Origin of the sequence: Streptodolium elevatio, assembly GCF_040649515.1 — a bacterium.
GTDB classification, from domain to species: Bacteria; Actinomycetota; Actinomycetes; order Streptomycetales; family Streptomycetaceae; genus Yinghuangia; species Yinghuangia elevatio.
In genome coordinates, this window is record NZ_JBEZFP010000002.1 from 114,013 (window position 1) to 136,596 (window position 22,584).

Genomic DNA, 22,584 nt, shown 5'->3' on the forward strand with positions numbered 1-22,584 from the left:
GAATGCGGATCACGGTGTTCGTGATGTCGGCTATGCGGCGTCGACTTCGATGTCTTCGGCGGGGTCGTCGCCAAGGTCGTCGTCGACGCTGAACTCGTCGTCGATGTCCACGCAGAGCTCGTTGCGCTCATGTCCGGCGTAAGGCGCCAGCTCGGCGGGGTTGCTGGTGATCAAGTCGTGTTCGGCGGGCGAGGCGATGGCTTCGAACGCCACGCGGTGCGCGCCGGTCGACAAGAGTCCCTGGCCCTGGTCTGCGGACAAGAGAAACTGACGCTCGCCCTCGGACAGGTCGAAGGCCTGGGTCACCTCGTCGATCGCCTGGGTGGCTTGCCGGAGCAAAATCTGTGTCGCCGCGTTCGCGATCACGGCGCGGCCGAGGTCGGTCGCCAGTACGTCCGCGGTGTCCTGGGTGGCGACCGTGAGCCCGGCCCAGTGCTTGCGGCTGGCCTTCGCCATCCGGAACAGGAAGTCGGCGCCCGCCGCCTGCCGCATGAGCAGCCAGGCCTCGTCGACGACGACCAGGCGCGGTCGCCGCGCTGCGGGGTCGACAACCTGTCGCCACACGGCATCCAGGACCAGCAGCGTTCCCATCGGTTTGAGTTCGTCCGCGAGTTCGCGCAGCGAGAACACCACCAGGTGTCCTTCTGGGCGGAGAGTGGTCGCGCCGCGGAACAGGTCGGCGAACGCTCCATGGACGTACGGGTGCAGCCGGGCGGCCAGGTCCGTCGCTTCGCGCTTCTTGCCGTCGAACAACGCCGCTTCCAGATCAGCGAGTTGAGGGGCGGGCCGGTGCCAGGTGCGCGGGTCGTTGGTGATCCCTGCGCCGCGGTACGTCGCAGTGATCGCCGCGTCGAGCGCGGCGCGCTCTGCGGGCGTCGGTTGTTCGCCGATCAGGACGGTGAGGAAGGTGTGCAGGAACAGCGACCGTCGCACCAGTGCGTCTCGGGAGGCGATGCGGCGGCCGTCCGGCCCGGTGCGGATCGGTAGGTCGAACGGGTTGAGGCGTACGTCGCCTGCGCCGAGTCGGACGTGGGCCCCGCCAACTGCCGCGGACAGGCGGGCGTACTCGTCCTCGGGATCGATGACCAGGGCGTCGACGCCGCGGTACAGCGAGCGCAGCAGTTCGAGCTTGACCAGGTACGACTTGCCGGCGCCGGAGCGGCCCAGAACGACGCTGTTGTGGTTGTCGAGCGCGAAGCGGTCCCAGTGCACGAGTCCTTGCGAGCCCAGGTTGTAGCCGTACAACACGCCGGTAGGCGCTGCGACCGATGCCGGGTCGGGCGGCGGCAGGTCCGGGCTGGTGAACGGGAAAGCAGCCGACAGCGCGGCGGTGTCGAACGTGCGCCGCATCCGCAGCAGGTCCAGGCCCATGGGCAGGCAGGTCACCCACCCTTGCAGGCTGCGGTACGTGGTCGGTTTGCAGTCCATGAGCAGACTCGCGGCCAGTGACCGCACCGCGGCGACTTCGTCGGCCAGTGCCTCGGGGATCGCGGCGTGGACCGCCAGGTACAGCCCGACGCGGAAGAGCTTGCCTTCGCCGCGCGCGACGCGCGCGGACAGGTCGTAGACGTCTTCGGTCGCGGCTTCGACCTGCGGGTCGAGCAGGTTGCCGTGCTCGTAATCGTGGCGGCGCCCCGCCTCCAGGCGGGCGAGTTGCTTCTTGAGGCGTTCGGCGGCCATGGCCGGGTCGATCGGTTCGATGTGCAGCGAGACGTCGACGCGCCCCGGGTAGGTGATGAGCGGTTGCAGCCATCCGGGCTGGACCTCGCGGGGGTAGCCGGTGACAGCGAAGCAGGACACGGATTCTCCTGCCACCTCAAGATGTCGGGGGCTGACCAGCAGGGAATCGGGAGTGAACGCGCCTGCCGAACCGAACGGTTGACTATGGGGCGTACTGTCATGCCGCACGCGCCGCCGACCTGATCGCCATCGGATTCCCATCGGGCTCACCCCGTTCAGTCAGTGGTCCAGATGCCGGATGCGTCCTCATCCCACGTTTCGTCCCGCAGCGGTTTGTTTCCGTGCGGTTCGTCGGGCAAAGTGCCGCTGATGACGTCGCCAGCGGGCGCGAGGGCACCCGAAGGCGGCAGGAAGCTCCCGGGGTTGCACGCGGACGCGAGGATGGCGGTGGCGTGTCCGGCATCAAGTGGGCTCACCGTGATACCTGCGGGCTGAAGGAGGTCCCGGGCTTCGACAAGGCGGCGTCTCAGCCGGGCTTCGGCAGCGCGCTGGAGGCCGTCGCTCTGCTGGCGCCCGCGCGTCGTGTGCCGTGTGGTGCGATGCCTGCGAGGCCACGAAAGCCGTGCCGGGGTTCGGCCGAGTCCGTCAGTGGGACCTGACGGGCGGAGAGGCTCGCGGAGGATGAGCAGAACCTGGTGGCGAAGCAACTCGTGATCTCGCGCGAGCTCTGCGAGGAAGTCAGCGTGCGCGTGCGCGGCGTCTTCGAGTGCCGGGTGGGGTAGTCGGGAGGCGTCTTCGCGTAGCTCGGCAATCTGTGACGAGAGATCGAGACGTTCGGCGCGAACGAGGATTTGCGCGGGGGTGGTGAGCGAGTGCAGGTAGCGGCCGAACGAGACGACGAGGGACTCCTGCTCTTCGGGGGTGCGCAGCGCGAAGTTGACGGTGCTGCAGACGGCGATCGCGGCAACGCCGTCGGCGCCGAGGTCGATCACGCCTGTCTCGCCGACGTCACCGGCTGGCATGCGCAGCGGCGAGGGCGCTTCGCGGGATGACCGACGCGGTTGCGCGGGTGGCTTGGCCCGGCTGGTGAGCCACTGGGGAGCCGCGCTCACCCCTTCCGGGGCCGTGACCAGAACACGCGGCTGCAACCGCCAACGCACCGCCGCCAGCAGGTACCGGTCGAGGGGCAGCCCGTCCCGTTGCCCGAGCGCCACGAGGGTGCCGAGGATCGCAACGGGCGCGGCCAACACGAGCCAGGCCACGGGCGTGATCAAGGGGCGGCTGAGCGACCAACTGCCGTAGAGGATCAGGCCGGTGATGACAAGTACCAGCAGTTGGCGTGCCGTCAGGTTGAGGAGGACGCGGTCCTCGCGGTCGATGTTGGCGGGGATGCGCACCGCCGGCCAAGGTCCATCGGCGTTACGCGTCATCAGTCGCCTCCGTCATGTCCGTCCAGATCGGTGTCTTGCGATCGCCGCGGTGATGGTGCCCGCGGCGGCGGACGCCGGGGCGGTGCTGGTGGACCAACACGCGGAAGGCCGGTACGTGCTGGTGGAGTCGGCGCGGTGTCTCCAGGCGGTCGGGGTTCGGGCGGCGGTGTGATCGGGCGGGGGCGCGGTGTCCCGGCGGCGTCGCCTGCGGCCCGGCGCCGGGAAGCTGGTGACACGGTCGGCCTGCGTTCTGGGGTTCCGGTGGGTCGCGGCGGGATCCGTCCCGCATCGCGTGCCGGAGCTGTGGGCGGGCGCCGGGGCGGCGGGGTTGGTGGGATCCCCCGGGTGACTGGCTGTTGGACTGTGCCGCTGCGCCCCGGTACAGGCGGCGGCGCTCCGCGCGACGGCCGTGCGGGCGTGGTGCCTGGGGTTTGAGGGCGGGCGCGCGGGGGTGTCGGCGGGGATGGTCGAGCCTGGGGCTGCGCCCGTCGAGGGGATGGGGCGGCACGGCGGACGTCACCGCCTGCTGTGCCGTGGTATAGGGGCGCGGACCCTGGCCTACGGGTCGGCGATGGGGGAGTCGTGGCTTCCTTCCCCCGACCCGGTCCCTGCCGGGCTGGGCGGTTGGCGAGCAGATGGCGCGCGATCGCTGCAGAGTGGCTCGCGGGCGGCGGAACTCGCGGAGTGGAAGCCGGTGGTGGTGCAGCGGTTTGGGCCGACCCTGACCGGGTGCGGTTGCGCGGGACCGGGCTCGTGCGACCGCCCGAAGTGCGTGGCGACCCGTCAGCCCTCCGGGCCCCGGTGCCGCGTGAAGGGGCCGCGCGCCCTGGGGTCGTCTGGGTGGGGGAACGCCTGCTCCTATCCGCGCCGCGTCCCACGGAAGACGAAGCGGAACCGGAAAGGGTCCACGGTTCGAACACGGGAGCGGGCGGCGGCCCGTACCCGCTGATCGGGGTCGGCCGGTTGCCGGGAGGTGGCTGCGGTGGCGGAGGCGGCGCGCTGGGGCCAGGGCCCGGTGGTGGATTTGGGCCGCCGCCGGTGATGCGTCGACGCCAATGATCGGGCGGGTACGGCCCGCCGCCGGTGATGCGCCGCGGCCAACTGCGGTGCGGCGGGAAGGGGCCACCTCCGCCGATACGGCGCTTCCAGACGTCTCCCGGCCCCGGACCACCAGAGCGCAGATGACGCTGCCAGGCGCCGGGCGGACGCGGCCCGCCGGGCTGAAGACGCCGCCGCCAGCTCGTCGCTGGGTACGGTCCTCCGGTTACCTGAGCTTGCCAGTTCCGTGCACGCGGCCCGCCGCCGCGGATGCGCGTGCGCCATGCACGACCTGCGCGTCCGCTCTGCCCACTCCCGCTTCCACGGCCGCCCCCGGATCCCGAGCCCACGATGCCTCGGGCGTACGTGAACGCCTGCCGGTACATGGCGTACCGCAACAGCCCGCCGGCGAAGGTCCGATGCCGAGGGACGGACTGGAAGATCATTCGGGTGCCCCACCCGGGGATCTTCAGCAGAATGTAGAACAGGCAAAGCCCGGCGAGCAGCGCGCCGAGTCCACTGGCGGTGGGGAAGCCGAACGCGTTGGTGTTGTCGTCGGCGTAGAACGTGCGCAGCCCCACGATCAATGCGGTGGATTGGGCCACTTGGATGGCCAAGGCCCCGCCGAACGCCCGCCACCACAACCGTGCCAGTCCGTCGGTCGCCGGCGACGCGTGGCAGGCCAGCGCGAGTGGGGCGCAGGCGGCGAGGACCATGACCAGCGCGGTGCGGATCATGAAGCCCAGCAATACGGCGACCAGCACCACCAGGACGATGACGATCATGATGAGGAAGAACAGGCCTGCGCCGGCCGCAGCACCGAGTAGCCCTCCGGCGAGCTGCTTGACGACGCCCCGGCCGTCCACGCCAGCGCCGATGATGTTCAAGGAGATCGCGTTGGCGAGAGTGATCGCGATGTGCATCATCTGCAGCGAAGTCGCTGCTGCGACGAACGCGACGATCAGGCGCGGGACAACTTGCTTGGCCGCGTACCGGGTCTGCACGGTCTCGTGCGTCATGACGAGAATGCCCCCGGCCACGATGAACAGCCCGTAGATGCCGATCGTGATGCCCATCGACGTTGCCCAAACGCCGCGAATCGAGGGGTTCGCTGCCACGTCGGGAGTGCCGAGCAGGGTCTTGCCGAGGATGTCGAGCACGGGCTGCGCGGCTTCTTCGACGAGCTTCGCGAACAGACCGATGATCGCGTTCAGAATCATGCCGGGAAGGTCGAGCATGCCGCCGGATCCGAGGAACCAGCCGCCGATGGTCTTGAACCAGTCTCCGGGGTTCAAGGAAAACGCCGGGTTCAACGGCATGTTGGGGTCGGTCGCCGGGGCCGTCGGGTAAGGCAGCACCGGGCCGGTGACCCCTGGAGCCGGTGTTGCTCCAGGTGGTTGCGTAGACGGCGCTGGAACCGGGGGTGGCGGAGCGGGTGTCGGCTCCCGAGGCACTGCCGCAATCGCCGCGACCGAGTGCTGATGCTCACGGTCACCTGAAGGTGCCGCCGGACTGCTCTGGGCGCATGCACCCGCAAGCAGCAGGACCGCCGCGAACACCGCGCAGCGCGCCACCCACCGGGGGAGTCCGTGGCCTCCCCCGGCCGGCGCATCGTGGGTGTTCATCGCGAGCCACCGGCAACCGGCGGCGCGGGCGGTGCCGTTGGGGCGCCGCCTTCACCGACGATCATCTTGAGGACGTCGAGGATGACCGGCGCGAGGATCGCGAGGACGTAGCCGATTGCGGCCGCCTTCAGCGCGGTCTTGGCTTTCTCCACCTCGCCGGGATCTCCGCCTGCCATGAGGTAGCGCACTCCGCCCACGGTGAGGAACAGCGTGGCCAGTCCCGCCAGGACCCCGACGATCCAGTTCGTCGTGTTGCTGATGACGGTGGGAATGTCGTTGACCGCGAAGGCCGTAGCCGCGCTCGAGACGGTCAACAGCACCGCGAACGCAGTAGCACACAGGCTCCGAGCAGCGAACCGTGGCGAGTTGTCGCGCCGCCCTCGTTCAGGAGCGCGACGGCAGGTCCGTGCTGTCACGGGCGTGCGACGCACCCCTCGCAGCGGGGGCACCGGACGGCCGCTACGGATCAAGCGCATCGACGTACCTCCTGACCGGACGAGGCGGTGGGCGGAGTTCCTCCACGAGAGGAAAGGCCGCGCCTCGGGGCGCCGTTCGACGTCGACTCGCGCGACGATCGGGCACGAGGTTCCTTGGGGGACCCCTGCGTGTCGGTCACAGAGCGTGTTCGAACTCTCGGCCCGTCATCGCCGCAATCCGTGGTCGGCGCCAGGTCAGCTCGGACCTGCGATCCGACCGGGTCCTCACGGTCGGCGTCGCGGACCTCGTCGCGGAGGAAGGCCGCGAGCCGACTCTCGGCCCGACTGCGCGCCTTGTACGCCGCGGCGAGGGTGGTGCGCCGACTCGCCGCCCAGTCGGTGATGGGGACTCGGTCGAGTCGGGTGGTCCCGATCAGGTCCGCCTCGGTCTGGGTGATGACTCCCCAGCGGATTGCTCGTGCGAGCACCAAGTCGGGGTGCCCCCATGGCGGCGGCGGTGGGAATGATCGGTATGCCGATGCGACCGGCGTAGGTGCGTCCAGGGCTTCGTACAGCGCAGCGTGCCCCGCGCGGAACGCGACCCAGCGCATCCGCACGATGATCCCGGGCCGATCCAGATCGGTGGTGGCCAGGCCGCGCAGGAAGCCGGCCATGATCTCGGCGTGGATGTCCGACGGATCACCGGGGAACCGCGCCCCCATCCACCGGCACACCGGTGCCAGCGCCGGCAGCGCCATCCCGACGCAAGCCACGGTCCAGATCCCGCCTGCGGCTCGGGCGCGACTCGCCAAGTGGGCCCAGACCGCGTCACGCGTGGCCAGCGGGCAGCGCCGCCGCAAGAGCAGGTCGCGCAATTCGTCCAAGGCAATGGTGCGTTCCGGCAAACCGGGGAACGCCCGCCCGTCGACGGCCAGGGGCATCGGGCCGGTGATCAAGAGGGTGAAGGCATCCCGGACAATGTCCAGCGGTGAACCGTTTCCCGAGCCGACACGGGCACTGTGCGCGTGGGGGATCTTCGATTCCATCTGACCGCTCCTTGCGGGCGGGGACAGGTACGCCCCCACCGAGACAGAGCGGTGACAAGCGGCGGCCAAGGAACCCGCAAACGTGCCCAGGGCCCTTGGGGCGCTCGACACTGGCGAATGGCGTACGACGCACGTCGTTCGCCTTTCGCATCGTCGACTTCGCGTTCAGATCGACCAGACAGGTCAGGGCCCGCGCTGCGTGAGTGGGCACCCTGACCTGGGGCTTTAGTAGCGCGTTGGGAGTTCCTCAGCCGGTGTTCGGGCTCACGACCCGGGACGGTCGTGGCGGGTGGTCCTGCCTGCCTCCGAAGTCGACCGGGCTCCACACCTACGGCGGATTCAGTCTGAATGTCCGGAAGCACCTTGCTGCTCTTGCTACTTACGTCTTCCGATGACAGTCGGGCTTAGCTGGGCGTTAGGCACTTTTTAGTAGTTCTTATGGAGACTTGCCCGATTGGCCTGTGTGGACACCGATGAGCGCACGCGCAAGGGCCTCCTCACGGAGGCCGGTCAGAGCGGTCTCGTGAAGGCAGTTGTCCAACTGCGCCCGTATGCGGGCCTTCTCTTGTGTCCGAGCGTCACTCGCCGAGTTCTTTCGGAGGACGCATGTCCACGCGTCATGGCCCACCTCGCGGATCGCGTTGCCGCCATCGTCCGCCCTGCGGCAGCGGCGGCGACGGGGCGGCGGCACAGCGTTGCCGGTACGGGAAGCAGCACCCACGCCGCCCGGCTTCGGTGTGGTGGTGGTGTCCGTCTACGGGCGGCGGCAACCTCGACTCGAATGACCAACTCCTCAAGACGCTCGCCCGCGTCATGGCCACGTACGAGCGACCCGGGGACAGCGTCGCGTTCGTCACCCCGTACCCCCTGCCCGACAGCCTCGCCGGACTGCACGACGGGGCGGGAACCGTACCCGGACTCGGTGGCGCGGTCCGATTGTGGATTCTGGACGCCGCCGGCAGTTCGACTGCGGCGCCCCTCGTGAACGGCATCGAGTCGGGAGTCGGACCGCGCGGGAACGGCCGACCGACCGGAGTCGGTCTCGGTCCGGTCGGGGCCGACCGTTCAGCTCCGGCGCGGTCCGTGTACGGATCAGGCGGGTTCGACTTAGCCATCGCCGTCGCAGATGCGCAGCGGACTCAATGGCTCACGGCGATCTCGTGGGGCCAGTTGATGGCCCACGGTGGCATCACGGCCATCGTCACTCCGGGTATCCACGAGACCGCCACGCGGGAGTTCATCGGTCCGCTGATCCGCGTGCTTCGCGAAGCCGGGCTCACGTACCACGACCGCATTGCGGTGGTCTGTGGTGCCGCCCGGGGCGGAGCTGCGGCCGAGTCTGCGGCGCGTTGGTGGGCAGACGTGCTCGTGTTTGTTCGCCGGTCTCGGAGCGAGGGCACGAGGGTGGGGATCGTATGACCGAGCTTCCCTCCGTATGGCTCAGCGGGCAGCGCGACATCGCGACTCAGCTCGCCGTTGGCGGTTACGGGCCGGCGACCGCGCAAGACGACGCCGCGATCCCGCCGGCCATCGCGGCGCGCGCCGTCGGCCAGTACACGCGGCCCGGCGATGTCGTGTTCGACCCCGACTGCGGTGCTGGCACCGTGCTTGCCGAGGCAATGCGCGTTGGCCGCCACGCTGTCGGCGCAACGACGGATCCGCGGTGGTGGCCGATCGCTCGCGCCAACGTCACCCGGGCCAAGCGCGCAGGTGCCGCAGTCGACGGGACTGTGCTCGACGCGGGACCACACAGCCCAGGCACGGCGCAGCTCGACTTGTTCGCTGGGCGTGTCCAGCTGGTCGTGGTCAACGTACGGAACCTGGGAATCGCACGGCGTCGCCGAGGTGCCGTGCTGGTATCCGCCGCGGTATCGGAGGCGGCGGTGGCTGCGCGCCTGACGCGCCTGCTGCGCTGGTGTCGTCCGCTGCTGCGTCCCACGGGCTGCCTGGCCATCACCACCGCGCCGTATTGGTGCGGCGGCGAACTGCTGGATCTGCCCGGCGCCGTTGTCCGCGCGGGCCGCATCGCCGGTTTTCGCCAGGCCGTGTCGGTGCTGGCCTTAACCGCGGAACTCCGCACAGAGCAACTGATCGCCCACACGCCGTTGGCTCAACGTCGTGCCGCAGCCGCGCAAGCGCGTGCGACGGGAAGGCCCGTCAGCCTGACCGCGCACCGGGACGTGGTGATCTTCGCCGCGCCGCAAGCATCGGCTGATGCGCAGATGCTGCAATCGCCGTTGTCGCCCATGGACTTCGATCGCTGCGCAATTCCGTGGGATCCCATCAATAGCGGGGGCGCGCGTGCCGCGTGAGTGCCTTCGACAACCGTCCGGCCGATCCCGGGAGGCCGATGTGATCACCCCGTGGTACGCCGACGACGCCGTGACGCTGTATGCGGGCGACGCGGCCTCGGTGTTGCGCACGCTTGCCCCGGCGAGCGCGGCTTGCGTGGTCACCTCACCCCCGTACTGGGGTCTGCGCGACTACGGCACCGGGCACTGGATCGGCGGGGATCCGATGTGCCAGCATCCCCACAACCGTGCCGCGGCGGACCGGTGCGGGCAATGCGGAGCCGTGCGCCAGGACGGCCAGTACGGGCGCGAGGCGAGCCCCGAGGGGTACGTCGATCACGTGCGCGAGGTGTTCCGGCAACTCGTCCGCGTCTTGGAGCCGACCGGAACCGTCTGGCTGAACCTCGGCGACTCCTACAGCGCATCCCCGCCGGGGCGAACCTCGGCGCCGATGCGTGCCAGCGGTCTGCAAGGCCGCGAAAGCGCTTTGCGCCTACGCGAGTCCGTGCGCAGAGCGCGCATCGACCGAACAGGGGCGGTGCCGCGTAAGAACCTGCTCGGGATGCCCTGGCGCACCGCGTTCGCGTTGCAAGACGACGGCTGGATCCTGCGCAACGCCATCGTGTGGCACAAGCCGAACGCGATGCCCGAATCGGTCCGCGACCGGCTGTCGTGCCGTTACGAGATGCTCTTCCTCTTGGTCCGGCAGGAGCGCTACTTCTTCGACCTCGATCCGATCCGCGAACCCCTCGCCCGCCCCGAAGCACTCGGCAAGGGCGCGATCATCGGCGGTCGCCACAAGGGCGCCCACGCCGGAGTCGGCGCCACCGCCCGTCGCCGCGGCTCCAGTTCGTACGGCGACGCCAAGTACGACGACGATGCCGCCTTCGCGGCCGGGCTGCCGGGCACAGCGTTGCTGCCCACCGGGCGTCGGCACGACGCCACGCACGCGCGGGGCAAGAACCCCGGCGATGTATGGAGGATCAGCACCCGGCCGCTGCGCGCGGCGCACTTCGCGCCGTTTCCGGTTGATCTGCCGCTGCGGTGCATCGCCGCGGGCTGTCGGCCCGGCGGCGTGGTGCTCGACCCGTTCAGCGGGTCGGCCACCACCGGCCTCGCCGCGCGCCAACTCGGGCACCCCTACGTGGGGATCGACCTCAACCCCGACTTCCACACCATCGGCCTGGCGCGCCTCCGGCTCACCTCCGCTGGCCGCGACGGCATCGAACCCTCACAGGAGAGGTCGGCATGACGCGGCGGGCGCAGCGCGGACCCCACGAGCATGGCATCGCCTCGCCTCGTCTCTCGATGGACGAACACGCGTCGGCAAGCCCCTACGTCTGGCACCGAACGGCCGACGTCACCTTGTGCGTCGGCGACGCGCACGACGTTCTGGCTTCGCTCCCGGACGTGTCCGTCGACTGCGTGGTCACCTCCCCGCCGTACTGGCGGTTGCGCGACTACGGCACCGGCCGCTGGAGCGGCGGGGAACCAGGTTGCCTCCACCCCCACGCCGCGGTGGGGATGGCGACGACGGGCACCTGCGTCGACTGCGGTGCGGGCTGGGACGACGTTCAACTGGGCCGCGAACCCACCGCCGCCGAGTACATCGACCGCCTGCGCACGGTGTTCGCCGATCTGGCCCGCGTGCTCGTCCCCACCGGCACCGTCTGGCTGAACCTCGGCGACAGCTATGCCGCCAACAGCGACGGCTACCGCTGCGGACGCCCTGGCCATCCAGGACAACCGAACTACCGCCCGCGCGCGGATCGTTCGGACAAGAACCTGCTCGGGATGCCCTGGCGCACGGCGTTCGCGCTGCAAGACGACGGCTGGATTCTGCGCAACGCCGTCGTGTGGCACAAGCCCCACGCCGTGCCGACGCCAGCGCGCGACCGCCTCGCCTGCCACCACGAGATGCTGTTCCTCCTCGTCCGGCAGGAGCGCTACTACTTCGACCTCGACCCGATCCGCCAGCCGTACACCGGCGACCGCGCGCTCAGCCGACGAGCGCACCGCGGCGGCACCAAACCGACCACCGCCACAGGCACATGGCCACTGCGCGGGCTGGACTCGACCGGTCCTACCCGCGTTCCCGGTCGCAACCCCGGCGATGTTTGGACGCTTCCCACCGGCGCGCCCCACGGCGGCCGCCCGGTGAGTTTCCCCTTGGAGTTGCCGGTGCGGTGCATCGCCGCCGGATGCCCGCCCGGCGGCTTGGTGCTCGACCCGTTCTGCGGTGCCTCCACCACCGGACTGGCCGCCCGCCAGTTGGGCCGAAGATACCTGGGGATCGACCTGAACCCCGACTTCCACGGCATCGCGCTCGCGCACCTGGGCCTGAGCAAGAACGCATCCGAGCCCTCGACGGAAGACCCCTCGCACCGCGGGCCTCCGTGACCGTTGCCCTGAGCAAGGATCCGTCCCGGCCACGCGTCTCGGGCGTCTTTGGGCCCGTCGTCACCAAGACTCCCAAACCGCTTGAATTCGGGCCCGAGCTGGCTAAACTCGCAGCTCCAGCATCACGTTGACGTTGTTTGACCAGCTGTTTTCCGCGGTCGTGCGTGCTGAGTCAGGAAGATCCTGGCCTCGTCCCGTCGGCACGACTGGACCGCATGTTCTCCGCGCACTGGAGGCAGCGCTATGGCGAACCCACCCCCAGAGCCGAAGGCGCACCTGATAGCGGCGGCTCCCGAGCAGACGCCCGCGGCGGCTGCGGAGGAGCGAGCTGTCGATCCGGATCGATCCCTTGAGTTCGTCTTCGAGATTCGGATCGCGGAGGGAGCGGACGGTGCGCGATTGCGGGTCGAACAGGCCCAAGTCTTACGGGAGGTGATGCAGTGGGTAGCCCGGAGGCAATCCGACAGTGGGCAGGGCAACGCCGCGTAGCACAGGCCCGAACAGACGGGGCGCGAGGCGGTGGGGCGGGGTCGGGCGGTGTACTTCGGGTGTCGTTCGCGGGCCGGACGTCGACCGACGACCTGCAAGACCCCACGCTGTCGCTGCCTCGTCAGCTCCGGAACTGCCAGAACGTGCTGCCCGAACACGCGGTGATTGCCGCGCACTTCTATGACGTGGAGTCGGGGCGTCAGGATCTGGCGGCTCGAGGCCGAGGCCACGCCCACGAGCAGTTTGTGATCCCGATCCCACGGGACGGCGGGATCCAGGACCTGCTGGAGGAAGCGGCCCGGCCCGACCGGAGGTTCGATGCGGTCATCTGCGAATCGATCGAGAGGATCGCCCGCCGTACGTACATCGGCACCGCCATCGAGCACCAACTGGAAGTGGCCGGCGTCCTGCTGTTGGCCGCGGACGAGCCGTTCCGTCTGGAGCAGGACGGACGCAGGACGAAGAAGGCCACTCAAGTCCTGACGCGCCGCCTCAAGCAGGGCGTCGCCGAGTGGTACGTGATCGAACTGCTGGAGAAGAGCTGGGACGGCTTCGCGGTCCACACCGAGCACGGCTACAACATCGGCAAGCCCTGCTACGGCTACCGCGCCAACCCCATCCCGCACCCGGTGCCCGCGAAGCGCGCCAAGGGCGTGAAGAAGACCCTGCTGGTCGTCGACCCGGTCGAAGGCGCGGTGGTGCGCAAAGTGTTCCGCTGGCGGGTCGTCGAGCATCTGAGCTACCAGGCGATCGCCGACCGGCTGAACCAGGACCTGACCGCGCATCCGCCGCCGACCCCGGTCGAGCCCGAACGGGCGGCCGGCTGCTGGACGTTCTCCAACGTCCGGGAGATCCTCTCCAACCCGAAGCACACCGGGCACATGGTCTGGAACCGCCGCGCCCGCAAAGGCGCCGTCAAGAACCGCATGAACCCCGTCGAGGCCTGGGTCTGGTCGCCCGAACCCAGCCACGAAGCCCTCGTCGACCTGGAGACGTTCGTGCTCGCGCAGCAGGTGGCCGCCCGACGCGAGCGCTCCCGCACCGCCGCCGGCCCGAACCGGCATCCCGCGACGAAGCGCACCTACCCGCTGCGCAGTTACCTCTTCTGCACCCTGTGCGGCCGGCGCTTCTACGGCAAGACGCCCCACAACACGCCGTACTACGTCTGCGCGCCCAAGAAGGGCTACGAGGGAGCCGGGCACACCAACATGATCTTCGTCCGCGAAGACAGCCTGCTGGACGGACTCAACGACTTCCTCGCCAGGAACGTCTTCGGCGCATACCGCCGCAACGTCCTCGCCGCGGACCAGCGCGGACTCGCCGAAGCCGAGCGCCAAGCGCGTCAGGAACGGCTGGACCTGCTGCGCCGGAGCATCCGCGACGTCGAGGCCAAGCGGAAGCGCCTGATGAGGAGCCTGGAGCTCGCCGAAGACGTCGATGCGGAGATGATCCAGGAGATCAACGAGCGCCGAGCCGAGCTGAAGGCCCGCCAGACGGACCTGGAGCGCGAGCTGAGGGTGGCCGAAGACGAGATCCACCAGGCGCCGAACCCAGAGCTGCTGGACCGCCTGCCCGTGGGGCCGGTGGATCTGGAGGGCATGCCCGACGACCTGTCGCGCCGGCTCTTCGAAGCCCTACGCCTGGAGATCCACTACGACCGCACCACCGACACGGCCCTATGCCGGATCACGCTGACCGCGGAGACCGTGGACGCGGTGGCCCGAGAGACATACAAAAGCGTCGCCGAAGAGGCGCTGACCAGCGATCACGGGGATCAGGAGGGGAGCGAGATGCCCCACAAGCGCAATACTGCGAATGCGACCTTTTGTATCGTGCCCCTGGCAGGATTCGAACCTGCGCACACGGCTCCGGAGGCCGTTGCTCTATCCCCTGAGCTACAGGGGCTCGATGTGCGAGAACACTACCAGTTTGATCGGGGTGGGTGCGCCGGGGTTTTGGTGGGTGGGGGGCGGGGGTGGGGGCGTGTGGGTTCGGGGTGGGGGAGTGGGTGGGGGCGTGGGGGTTCAAGGGGGGTTAAAGGCGGGGTGGGAAGTGGGGTTTTGGCGCGGGGCGGTGGGGTGGGCGCTTAGGGTCGTGGGGTGGGCGGTAGGCCGGGGGTGCGGGCCGGGCGGGTGCTTGTCGTGGATGACGACGAGGTGATCCGGCGGCTGATCAGCGTGAATTTGCAGATGGAGGGCTTCGAGGTCGCCACTGCGGTGGACGGTGAGGAGTGCTTGGGGAAGGTCCACGACGTGCGGCCGGACCTGGTGACTCTGGATGTGATGATGCCGCGGCTGGACGGGATCCGGACGGCGGCTCGGCTGCGGGCGGATCCGCGGACCCGGCATCTGAAGATCGTGATGATAAGTGCGTGTGCGCAGAGCGCGGACATCGCGCGGGCCCGGGAGGCCGGGGTGGACGCGTACCTGACGAAGCCGTTCGATCCGGATCAGTTGATAAGGGTTGTGCGGGGGTTGTCGTTCGGGTGAGACAACTCGGGTGAGGCGGCCCGTGTGAGACGACCTGGGGGGACGCCGGCCTGGGCGCGGGGCTCGTCGGGTTGGGGTGTGGACCGCCGTTCGGGGGATGGCGGGGCGGGGCTGTGGATACCGAGGGGCGTCGGGGGGACGAGGTCGCTTAGGCTTGGGTTCCGTGACCCCCGAAGAACTTTCCCAGGCTGTGTTGTCCGCGGTTCGTGCGTCTGTAGAGGCGGGCGAGCTGGATGTTGCGGTGCCCGAGCACGTGACGGTCGAGCGATCGAAGAACCGTGACCACGGGGACTATGCGACGAATGTGGCGTTGCAGCTGGCGAAGCGTGCGGGGAAGCCGCCGCGGGAGGTCGCCGCGGTTCTGGCCGCGCGCCTGACGGCTGTGGACGGGGTCGCGTCGGTGGACGTGGCCGGGCCCGGGTTCCTGAACGTGACGTTGGACGCGGCGAGCGCGGGTGCGTTGGCGCGGACGATCGTCGAGGGCGGGGCGGCGTACGGGCGGGGCGACAGCCTGCAGGGGCTGAAGATCAACCTCGAGTTCGTGTCGGCCAACCCGACGGGGCCGATCCACATCGGCGGGGTGCGGTGGGCGGCGGTCGGCGACTCGCTGGGCCGGATCCTGCGGGCCGCGGGCGCGGATGTGAGTACGGAGTACTACATCAACGACGCCGGCGTGCAGATCGACAAGTTCGGGGCGTCGCTGATGGCGTCCGCGAACGGTCGGCCGGTGCCCGAGGACGGGTACGTCGGCGAGTACATCAACGACATCGCGGCGGAGATCGTGGCCGCGGAGCCGGATGTGCTCACCAAGCCGGAGGACGAGCAGAAGAAGGTCTTCACGGCGGTCGGGCTGCGGCTGATGGTCGCGGAGATCCAGCGGTCCATGGAGGAGTTCGGCGCGCACTTCGACGTGTGGTTCTCGGAGAAGAGCCTGCACGCGTCGGGTGCCGTGGAGAAGGCCATCGAGCGGCTGCGCGCGCAGGGGCACGTGTACGACGACGGTGGCGCGATCTGGCTGCGGACCACGGACTTCGGCGACGACAAGGACCGGGTCCTCATCAAGAGTGATGGGGAGACGACGTATTTCGCGTCGGACGCTGCCTATTACCTGGACAAGCGCGATCGGGGGAATGAGGTCTGCGTCTACATGCTGGGCGCGGACCACCACGGGTACGTCGGGCGGCTCAAGGCGATCGTGGCGTGCGCCGGTGACGATCCGGAGCACAACATCGAGGTGCTCATCGGGCAGTTCGTGAAGATGCTGCGCGGCGGCGAAGAGGTCCGGATGAGCAAGCGGGCCGGCAACATCATCACGATCGACGACGTGGTGGAGTGGATCGGCGTCGACGCGGCGCGGTATTCGTTGGCGCGGTCGTCCACGGACTCGACGCTGACGCTCGACATCGACCTGTTGACGAGTGCGGCGCGCGAGAACCCGGTCTACTACGTGCAGTACGCCCACGCGCGCACCTGCTCGATCATGAAGAACGCGGCGGCGGCAGGGGTGGACAAGGGGTCCGCCGACCAGTTCAAGCCGGAACTGCTGAGCCACGAGCTGGAGTCGATCCTGCTCGGCGTCCTCGGCGAGTTCCCGCAGGTGGTCGCGAAATCGGCGGAGTGGCGCGAGCCGCACCACGTGGCGCGCTACCTGGAGCAACTGGCCGGGGCGTACCACCGGTTCAACGACAGCAACGACAACCGCGTGCTGCCGATCGGGGACGCCGAGACGACGGACCTCAACCGCGCGCGGCTGTGGCTGGTCGAGGCGACCCGCACGACCATCGCGAACGGCCTTGAGCTGCTTGGGGTTTCCGCCCCTGAGAGGCTTTGAGCGTCCACCCGCACAGGTAAGCAGCGACACCGTCCCGCACCGCGACGCCCCAGGGGAGTCTCCGCACCATGAGCAGGTCCGCACATCCCGCCGGTCCCCGGCACGCCGACGTCCTGCCCGAGGGCCACGCCCTCCCGGCGCCCGAGGACCTCAACGCCCTTGACCCGAAGGTGTGGTCGCTGACGACGAAGCGTGCGGACGACGGCGTCGTGACGGTGGCCGGCATGGACGTACGCGACCTCGCACGCGAGTTCGGCACCCCCGCGTACATCCTCGACGAGGACGACCTGCGGTCCCGGTGCCGCGCCTGGAAGCAGGCGTTCGAGGGCTCCGACGTGTTCTACGCGGGCAAGGCGTTCCTGTGCCGCGCTCTGGTGAAGTGGATCGCCGAGGAGGGCCTGAACCTCGACGTGTGCTCGGGCGGCGAATTGGCCGTCGCGCTCAGCGCGGGCATGGACCCGGCGCGCATCGCGTTCCACGGCAACAACAAGTCGGCCGCCGAGATCGAGCGGGCGATCGAGGTCGGTGTCGGGCGCATCATCGTCGACTCGTACGAGGAGATCGCCCGCGTCGCGTTCGCCGCCGAGCGGCGCGGTGTGACGCAGAAGGTCCTGGTCCGCGTCACGGTCGGAGTCGAGGCGCACACCCACGAGTTCATCGCGACCGCGCACGAGGACCAGAAGTTCGGCCTGTCGGTGAACGACGGCAAGGCGGCCGAGGCGGTACGCCGCGTCCTCAAGCTCGGCTCCCTCGAACTCCTGGGCCTGCACTCGCACATCGGCTCCCAGATCTTCGACACAGCGGGCTTCGAGGTGTCGGCGCGCCGCGTCGTCGCCGTGCTGGCCGCAATTCGCGACGAACACGGCGTCGAACTGCCCGAGATCGACCTCGGCGGCGGTCTCGGCATCGCGTACACGAGCGCCGACGACCCGCAGCAACCGGCTGACATCGCAAGGCAGTTGATCGCGATCGTCGAACGCGAGTGCGCCGCCGCCAACCTGCGCGTGCCGCGCCTGTCGGTCGAGCCCGGGCGCGCGATCGCGGGGCCGAGCACGTTCACGCTCTACGAGGTAGGCACGGTCAAGCACCTCGACGGGCTGCGCACGTACGTCAGCGTCGACGGCGGTATGTCCGACAACATCCGCACGGCGCTCTACGACGCCGAGTACGACGTCGCCCTCGTGTCGCGGGCCAGCGACGCCGAGCCGATGCTGTCGCGCGTCGTCGGCAAGCACTGCGAGTCGGGCGACATCGTCGTACGGGACGCCTACCTGCCCGCCGACCTCGCCCCCGGCGACCTGGTGGCGGTGCCGGCGACCGGGGCGTACTGCCGGTCGATGGCCAGCAACTACAACCACGTGACGCGGCCGGCCGTCGTCGCGGTGAAGGACGGCGCGGGGCGGGTCGTCGTACGCCGCGAGACGGAAGAAGACCTGCTCAGGCTGGACGTCGGCTGACGCGGCGCGGATCGGACCCCACCCGCCGTGACCGGTGCCGACCGGTGACCTGAGCCCGACATGACCGGAACCGGCCGTGACAGGAGCCCAGCCACGACCGGAGCGAACCAAGACCGGAACCGGCCGTGACGGGAACCGCCACAACCGGCCACAACCGGCCCCCGCCGAAAACCGCCCCACCTCACCCCCCTCACCCCGCCCAACCCCCGCAGGACGGGAAAATCTCGCGTGTCCCCCGGGTGTCCCACGCAAGAATTCCCGTCTCGGATCCTGGACGGACGTGGGATCGGCGGGTGATCCCGGCGACACTGGCCGGATCAAGGGCGCCCCACCGCCCGCGCGGTGGGGGCACCCTGAGATAGACGAGAAGTCCTTGATGAAGCGAGGTCGGATGATGCGTACGCAGCCGCTCAAGGTGGCGCTGCTCGGTTGTGGTGTGGTGGGTTCCGAAGTGGCCCGCATCATGACGACGCACGCGACGGACCTCGCCGCCCGCATCGGAGCCCCCGTCGAGCTGGCCGGTGTGGGCGTACGCCGCGCCGGCCGCGAGCGTCCCGGCATCGACCCGCAGCTGTTCACCACCGACTCCGAGTCGCTGGTCAAACGCGACGACATCGACGTCGTCGTCGAGGTCATCGGCGGCATCGAGCCCGCCCGCACCCTCATCCTGACCGCGATGGAGCACGGCGCCTCGGTCGTCTCGGCCAACAAGGCCCTGCTCGCCGAGGACGGCGCGACCCTGCACGCCGCCGCCGCGAAGTACGGCGTCGACCTGTACTACGAGGCGTCCGTCGCCGGTGCGATCCCGCTGCTGCGCCCGCTGCGCGAGTCGCTTGCCGGCGACAAGGTCAACCGCGTGCTGGGCATCGTCAACGGCACCACCAACTTCATCCTCGACCGCATGGACTCCACCGGCGCGGGCTTCGCCGAGGCACTCGACGAGGCCACCCAGCTCGGGTACGCCGAGGCCGACCCCACCGCGGACATCGAGGGCTTCGACGCCGCCGCCAAGGCCGCGATCCTGGCCGGCCTCGCCTTCCACACGCGCGTCACGGCCGCCGACGTCTACCGCGAGGGCATCACCGAGGTCACCGCCGCCGACGTGGCGAGCGCCAAGAGCATGGACAGCGTGGTCAAGCTGCTCGCTATCTGCGAGCGCAGCGCCGACGGCACGTCCGTCAGCGCCCGCGTGCACCCGGCGATGATCCCGCGGTCGCACCCGCTGGCGTCGGTGCGCGAGGCGTACAACGCGGTGTTCGTGGAGTCCGAGGCGGCCGGCAGCCTGATGTTCTACGGCCCGGGCGCGGGCGGTGCGCCGACCGCGAGCGCCGTGCTCGGCGACCTGGTGGCCGTGTGCCGCAACAAGCTCTCCGAGACCACAGGCCCGGGGGAGTCGGCGTACGCCAACCTCGAAGTGCGTCCCGTCGGACAGGCGGTCACCCGCTACCACCTGAACCTCGACGTGGCGGACAAGCCCGGTGTGCTGGCCGCGGTCGCGGCCGTCTTCGCGAAGCACGATGTGTCGATCGACACCGTCCGGCAGCAGGGCCGCGACGGTGATGCGACACTCGTCATCGTCACGCACAGCGCAACCGACGCCGCCTTGTCGGCGACGGTGGACGAGCTGCGCGGACTCGACATCGTCCGTGACATCGCCGGCATCATGCGGGTGGAAGGGGAATGACGACCGTGAGCGCGGTGGACAACGCGGTGAACCCGGAGACCGGAGCCGCACGCGCCGGACAGACCCGTCAGTGGCGCGGGGTCATCGAGGAGTACCGGGACCGCCTCCCGGTGTCCGCGTCGACCCCCGTCGTCACCCTCCGCGAGGGCGGTACGCCGCTCGTGCCGGCCCAGGTGCTCTCCGAGCGCACGGGCTGTGAGGTGCATCTCAAGGTCGAGGGCGCCAACCCGACCGGGTCCTTCAAGGACCGCGGCATGACGATGGCGATCTCGCGGGCCAAGGAGGAGGGCGCGCGGGCGGTCATCTGCGCGTCGACCGGCAACACGAGCGCGTCGGCGGCGGCGTACGCGGTGCGCGCCGGCATGGTCTGCGCCGTCCTCGTGCCGTCCGGCAAGATCGCGCTGGGCAAGATGGGCCAGGCCCTCGTGCACGGCGCGCGCATCCTGCAGGTGGACGGCAACTTCGACGACTGCCTGACGCTGGCCCGCGACCTGGCCGACAAGTACCCGGTGGCACTGGTGAATTCGGTCAACCCGGTGCGCATCGAGGGCCAGAAGACGGCGGCGTTCGAGATCGTCGACATGCTCGGCGACGCGCCCGACATCCACGTCCTGCCGGTCGGCAACGCGGGCAACATCACCGCTTACTGGCGGGGCTACCAGGAGTACGCGAAGGACGGCCTCGCGGCCCGTCGTCCGCGCATGTGGGGCTACCAGGCGGCCGGTTCGGCGCCGATCGTGAACGGCGCCCCGGTCACGTCGCCGCAGACGATCGCGACCGCGATCCGTATCGGCAACCCGGCGTCGTGGGACTTCGCGCTTGCCGCGCGGGACGAGTCCGGCGGCCACATCGACTCGGTGACGGACCGTCAAATCCTTTCTGCGTACCGGCTGTTGGCCTCGCAGGAGGGTGTCTTCGTCGAGCCTTCGTCGGCGGCGAGCGTCGCGGGTCTGCTCAAGGCCGCGGAGCTCGGACTCGTCGACCGGGGGCAGCGCATCGTCTGCACCGTGACAGGCAACGGCCTCAAGGACCCGGACTGGGCGGTCGCGGGTGCGCCGAAGCCGGTCGTCGTGCCGGTCGACGCGGGTGCCGCGGCGGCGCAGCTCGGCCTGGACGGCTGAGCGGCCGACCGCTCGACCTCGGCCCGGCCCGACCCTGGCATCGACCTCGGCCCAGCCTCGACTTCGGCATCGACTTCGGTCCCGGCCCCGGTCGCGGCCGTGACAAAACCCTGCCGACACCCGCGGCCGGAAAGCGACGCCGGGCGGTGGCCGCGGGAGCGGTACGGATGACCGCAGGAGGGGTACGCGGGAGCGCCCGCTTACCCCTCCCAGCCGTCCGCGGCCTCCGCGCACCGCCCTGACCTGCCGGTCCGCCCGGTCGCGTCGACAGGGCGACAGGACGGGAAATCGAGAAAATCCCCCGGGCGCGGCGTGCCGCAGGCAAACGACCTTTCGCTACGCTGAACCCTTGACGCGGCTCTGCGACCGTATGCACGGTCCGCGCCCGTCGCATCTGCCGTTCCCCAGTTGCCGGACGCGGCCCACCGTTCACCGTGTCCTTCGAGGCGTCTGCCGGGACCCCCACGAGGAGGAGTGTCCACAGCTGATGGCCGGTCCTGCTTTCCGCGCCGCCCCCGTGCGGGTGCGCGTGCCCGCGACGAGTGCCAACCTCGGCCCCGGATTCGACGCCTTCGGGCTCGCCCTCGGCCTCTACGACGACGTCGTCGTACGCATCGCCGACCGAGGGCTCTCGATCGACATCGCGGGCGAGGGCGCCGACAACCTGTCGCGCGACGAGAACCACCTGGTCGTACGCGCCTTGCACGCCACCTTCGAAGCGCTCGGCGGCCGTCCCGCCGGCCTCGAGGTCGTGTGCGCCAACCGCATTCCGCACGGCCGCGGCCTCGGTTCGTCGGCCGCCGCCATCTGTGCCGGCGTGGTCGCCGCCCGGGCGCTGACGATAGGCGGCGCCGAGCGCCTGGACGACGCCGCCGCACTTGGCGTCGCGAGCGCGCTCGAAGGCCACCCGGACAACGTGGCGGCCTGCCTGTACGGCGGCTTCACCACCGCCTGGACCGACGAAGACGGCCCGCACGCGGTACGCACGCAGCCGCACGCGGACATAGCCCCCGTGGTCTTCGTCCCGTCCACCCCGCTTTCCACCGAGGTCGCCCGCGGGCTGCTGCCCGCCCAGGTGCCGCACGCCGAGGCCGCGATCAACGCGGGCCGTGCCGCCCTCCTGGTGACCGCGCTCACCACCCGCCCGGACCTCCTGCTGCCCGCCACCGAGGACCGGCTGCACCAGGACTACCGTTCGCCCGCGATGCCCCACAGTGCCGAGCTGGTCGGTAAACTTCGAGGTCAGGGACATGCCGCCGTGATCTCCGGGGCCGGCCCCACCGTGCTCGCCCTGGTGACCGCCGAACGGGTGGACGAGGTCATCGGTGCCGCGGACTCCGCCTGGGGCGCGACCCGGCTCGACGTCGACACGGAGGGGGCCGGCGTCCTCCCGCTCGGGTAACCCACGAGATGGTTGCTCGTTGGCAAGGGTGCCGTACCACGCGACGCGGTTCGCCTGCGGCTCGTTCGGCCGGTCCGGCTTGCCTCCTTGGCCCGCCAGGCTCCGGTCGGCACGGCTATGGCGGGTCTGGCCAAATGGCCGACACACCGACTCGGAGGCGCCACGGGGTGGGGGAATGTCGTGTG

14 protein-coding genes, 1 tRNA gene and 2 pseudogenes are annotated in these 22,584 nt (G+C 70.1%); 11 read left to right on the forward strand and 6 right to left on the reverse strand.

The window, feature by feature from the left end; translation table 11 throughout:
* Window positions 1-30: 30 nt before the first annotated feature.
* On the reverse strand, window positions 31-1,800 hold the full coding sequence (locus AB0C36_RS01565; RefSeq protein WP_358347575.1) for a VirB4 family type IV secretion system protein: 1,770 nt from the start codon (window positions 1,798-1,800) through the stop codon (window positions 31-33).
* Between the two features lie 155 nt (window positions 1,801-1,955).
* Window positions 1,956-3,110, reverse strand: a complete 1,155-nt coding sequence (locus AB0C36_RS01570) for a PrgI family protein (protein ID WP_358347578.1) — start codon at window positions 3,108-3,110, stop codon at window positions 1,956-1,958.
* Window positions 3,111-3,159: 49 nt separating this feature from the next.
* On the opposite strand from AB0C36_RS01570, the gene AB0C36_RS01575 reads away from it, so the two are divergent.
* Complete coding sequence (locus tag AB0C36_RS01575; protein ID WP_358347581.1) at window positions 3,160-3,282, forward strand: hypothetical protein; 123 nt, start codon at window positions 3,160-3,162, stop codon at window positions 3,280-3,282.
* 1,186 nt (window positions 3,283-4,468) lie between these two features.
* Here the strand turns inward: AB0C36_RS01575 and AB0C36_RS43360 are convergent.
* The 3 genes and pseudogenes from AB0C36_RS43360 to AB0C36_RS01590 form a co-directional block, all read right to left on the reverse strand.
* Window positions 4,469-5,773 (reverse strand): annotated as a pseudogene (locus AB0C36_RS43360) (TrbL/VirB6 family protein); the annotation flags it as partial.
* Window positions 5,770-6,093 carry a pilin gene (locus tag AB0C36_RS01585; RefSeq protein ID WP_358347586.1) on the reverse strand — a complete coding sequence of 108 codons (324 nt, stop codon included), beginning with the start codon at window positions 6,091-6,093 and terminating at the stop codon, window positions 5,770-5,772. The gene AB0C36_RS01585 and the pseudogene AB0C36_RS43360, both read right to left, overlap by 4 nt.
* A gap of 146 nt (window positions 6,094-6,239) precedes the next feature.
* Window positions 6,240-7,235, reverse strand: coding sequence for a hypothetical protein (locus AB0C36_RS01590; RefSeq protein WP_358347588.1), 996 nt, complete (start codon window positions 7,233-7,235; stop codon window positions 6,240-6,242).
* Between the two features lie 1,415 nt (window positions 7,236-8,650).
* On the opposite strand from AB0C36_RS01590, the gene AB0C36_RS01595 reads away from it, so the two are divergent.
* From AB0C36_RS01595 to AB0C36_RS01610, 4 genes and pseudogenes are all read left to right on the forward strand, one after another.
* The gene (locus AB0C36_RS01595) at window positions 8,651-9,547 is read left to right on the forward strand and encodes a DNA methyltransferase (protein WP_358347591.1); all 897 of its coding nucleotides are present in this window, start codon (window positions 8,651-8,653) and stop codon (window positions 9,545-9,547) included.
* A 40-nt stretch (window positions 9,548-9,587) separates the two neighbouring features.
* Complete coding sequence (locus AB0C36_RS01600) at window positions 9,588-10,778, forward strand: DNA-methyltransferase (RefSeq protein ID WP_358347594.1); 1,191 nt, start codon at window positions 9,588-9,590, stop codon at window positions 10,776-10,778.
* Window positions 10,775-11,926, forward strand: coding sequence for a DNA-methyltransferase (locus AB0C36_RS01605; RefSeq protein WP_358347597.1), 1,152 nt, complete (start codon window positions 10,775-10,777; stop codon window positions 11,924-11,926). The genes AB0C36_RS01600 and AB0C36_RS01605 overlap by 4 nt, the downstream gene beginning before the upstream one ends.
* 1,196 nt (window positions 11,927-13,122) lie before the next feature.
* Window positions 13,123-13,593: pseudogene (locus AB0C36_RS01610) on the forward strand (recombinase family protein); the annotation flags it as partial.
* 655 nt (window positions 13,594-14,248) lie between these two features.
* On the opposite strand, the gene AB0C36_RS01615 reads toward AB0C36_RS01610, so the two are convergent.
* A tRNA-Arg gene (locus AB0C36_RS01615) sits at window positions 14,249-14,320 on the reverse strand.
* A 227-nt stretch (window positions 14,321-14,547) separates the two neighbouring features.
* Here AB0C36_RS01615 and AB0C36_RS01620 point away from each other — a divergent pair.
* From AB0C36_RS01620 to thrB, 6 genes are all read left to right on the forward strand, one after another.
* Window positions 14,548-14,904 carry a response regulator gene (locus tag AB0C36_RS01620; RefSeq protein ID WP_358347600.1) on the forward strand — a complete coding sequence of 119 codons (357 nt, stop codon included), beginning with the start codon at window positions 14,548-14,550 and terminating at the stop codon, window positions 14,902-14,904.
* Window positions 14,905-15,094: 190 nt separating this feature from the next.
* Complete coding sequence (gene argS / locus AB0C36_RS01625; RefSeq protein WP_358347674.1) at window positions 15,095-16,735, forward strand: arginine--tRNA ligase; 1,641 nt, start codon at window positions 15,095-15,097, stop codon at window positions 16,733-16,735.
* A 68-nt stretch (window positions 16,736-16,803) separates the two neighbouring features.
* Window positions 16,804-18,192, forward strand: a complete 1,389-nt coding sequence (lysA, locus tag AB0C36_RS01630) for a diaminopimelate decarboxylase (RefSeq protein WP_358347603.1) — start codon at window positions 16,804-16,806, stop codon at window positions 18,190-18,192.
* Between the two features lie 391 nt (window positions 18,193-18,583).
* Window positions 18,584-19,876 (forward strand): homoserine dehydrogenase, encoded by a 1,293-nt coding sequence (locus AB0C36_RS01635; protein WP_358347677.1) that lies wholly within the window; start codon window positions 18,584-18,586, stop codon window positions 19,874-19,876.
* Entirely contained in the window at window positions 19,873-20,997 is a 1,125-nt protein-coding gene (gene thrC, locus AB0C36_RS01640; RefSeq protein WP_358347606.1) for a threonine synthase, read from the forward strand. Before AB0C36_RS01635 ends, thrC begins: the two co-directional genes overlap by 4 nt.
* Before the next feature lie 487 nt (window positions 20,998-21,484).
* Window positions 21,485-22,399, forward strand: a complete 915-nt coding sequence (thrB, locus tag AB0C36_RS01645; protein ID WP_358347609.1) for a homoserine kinase — start codon at window positions 21,485-21,487, stop codon at window positions 22,397-22,399.
* The last annotated feature ends 185 nt before the right edge of the window (window positions 22,400-22,584 follow it).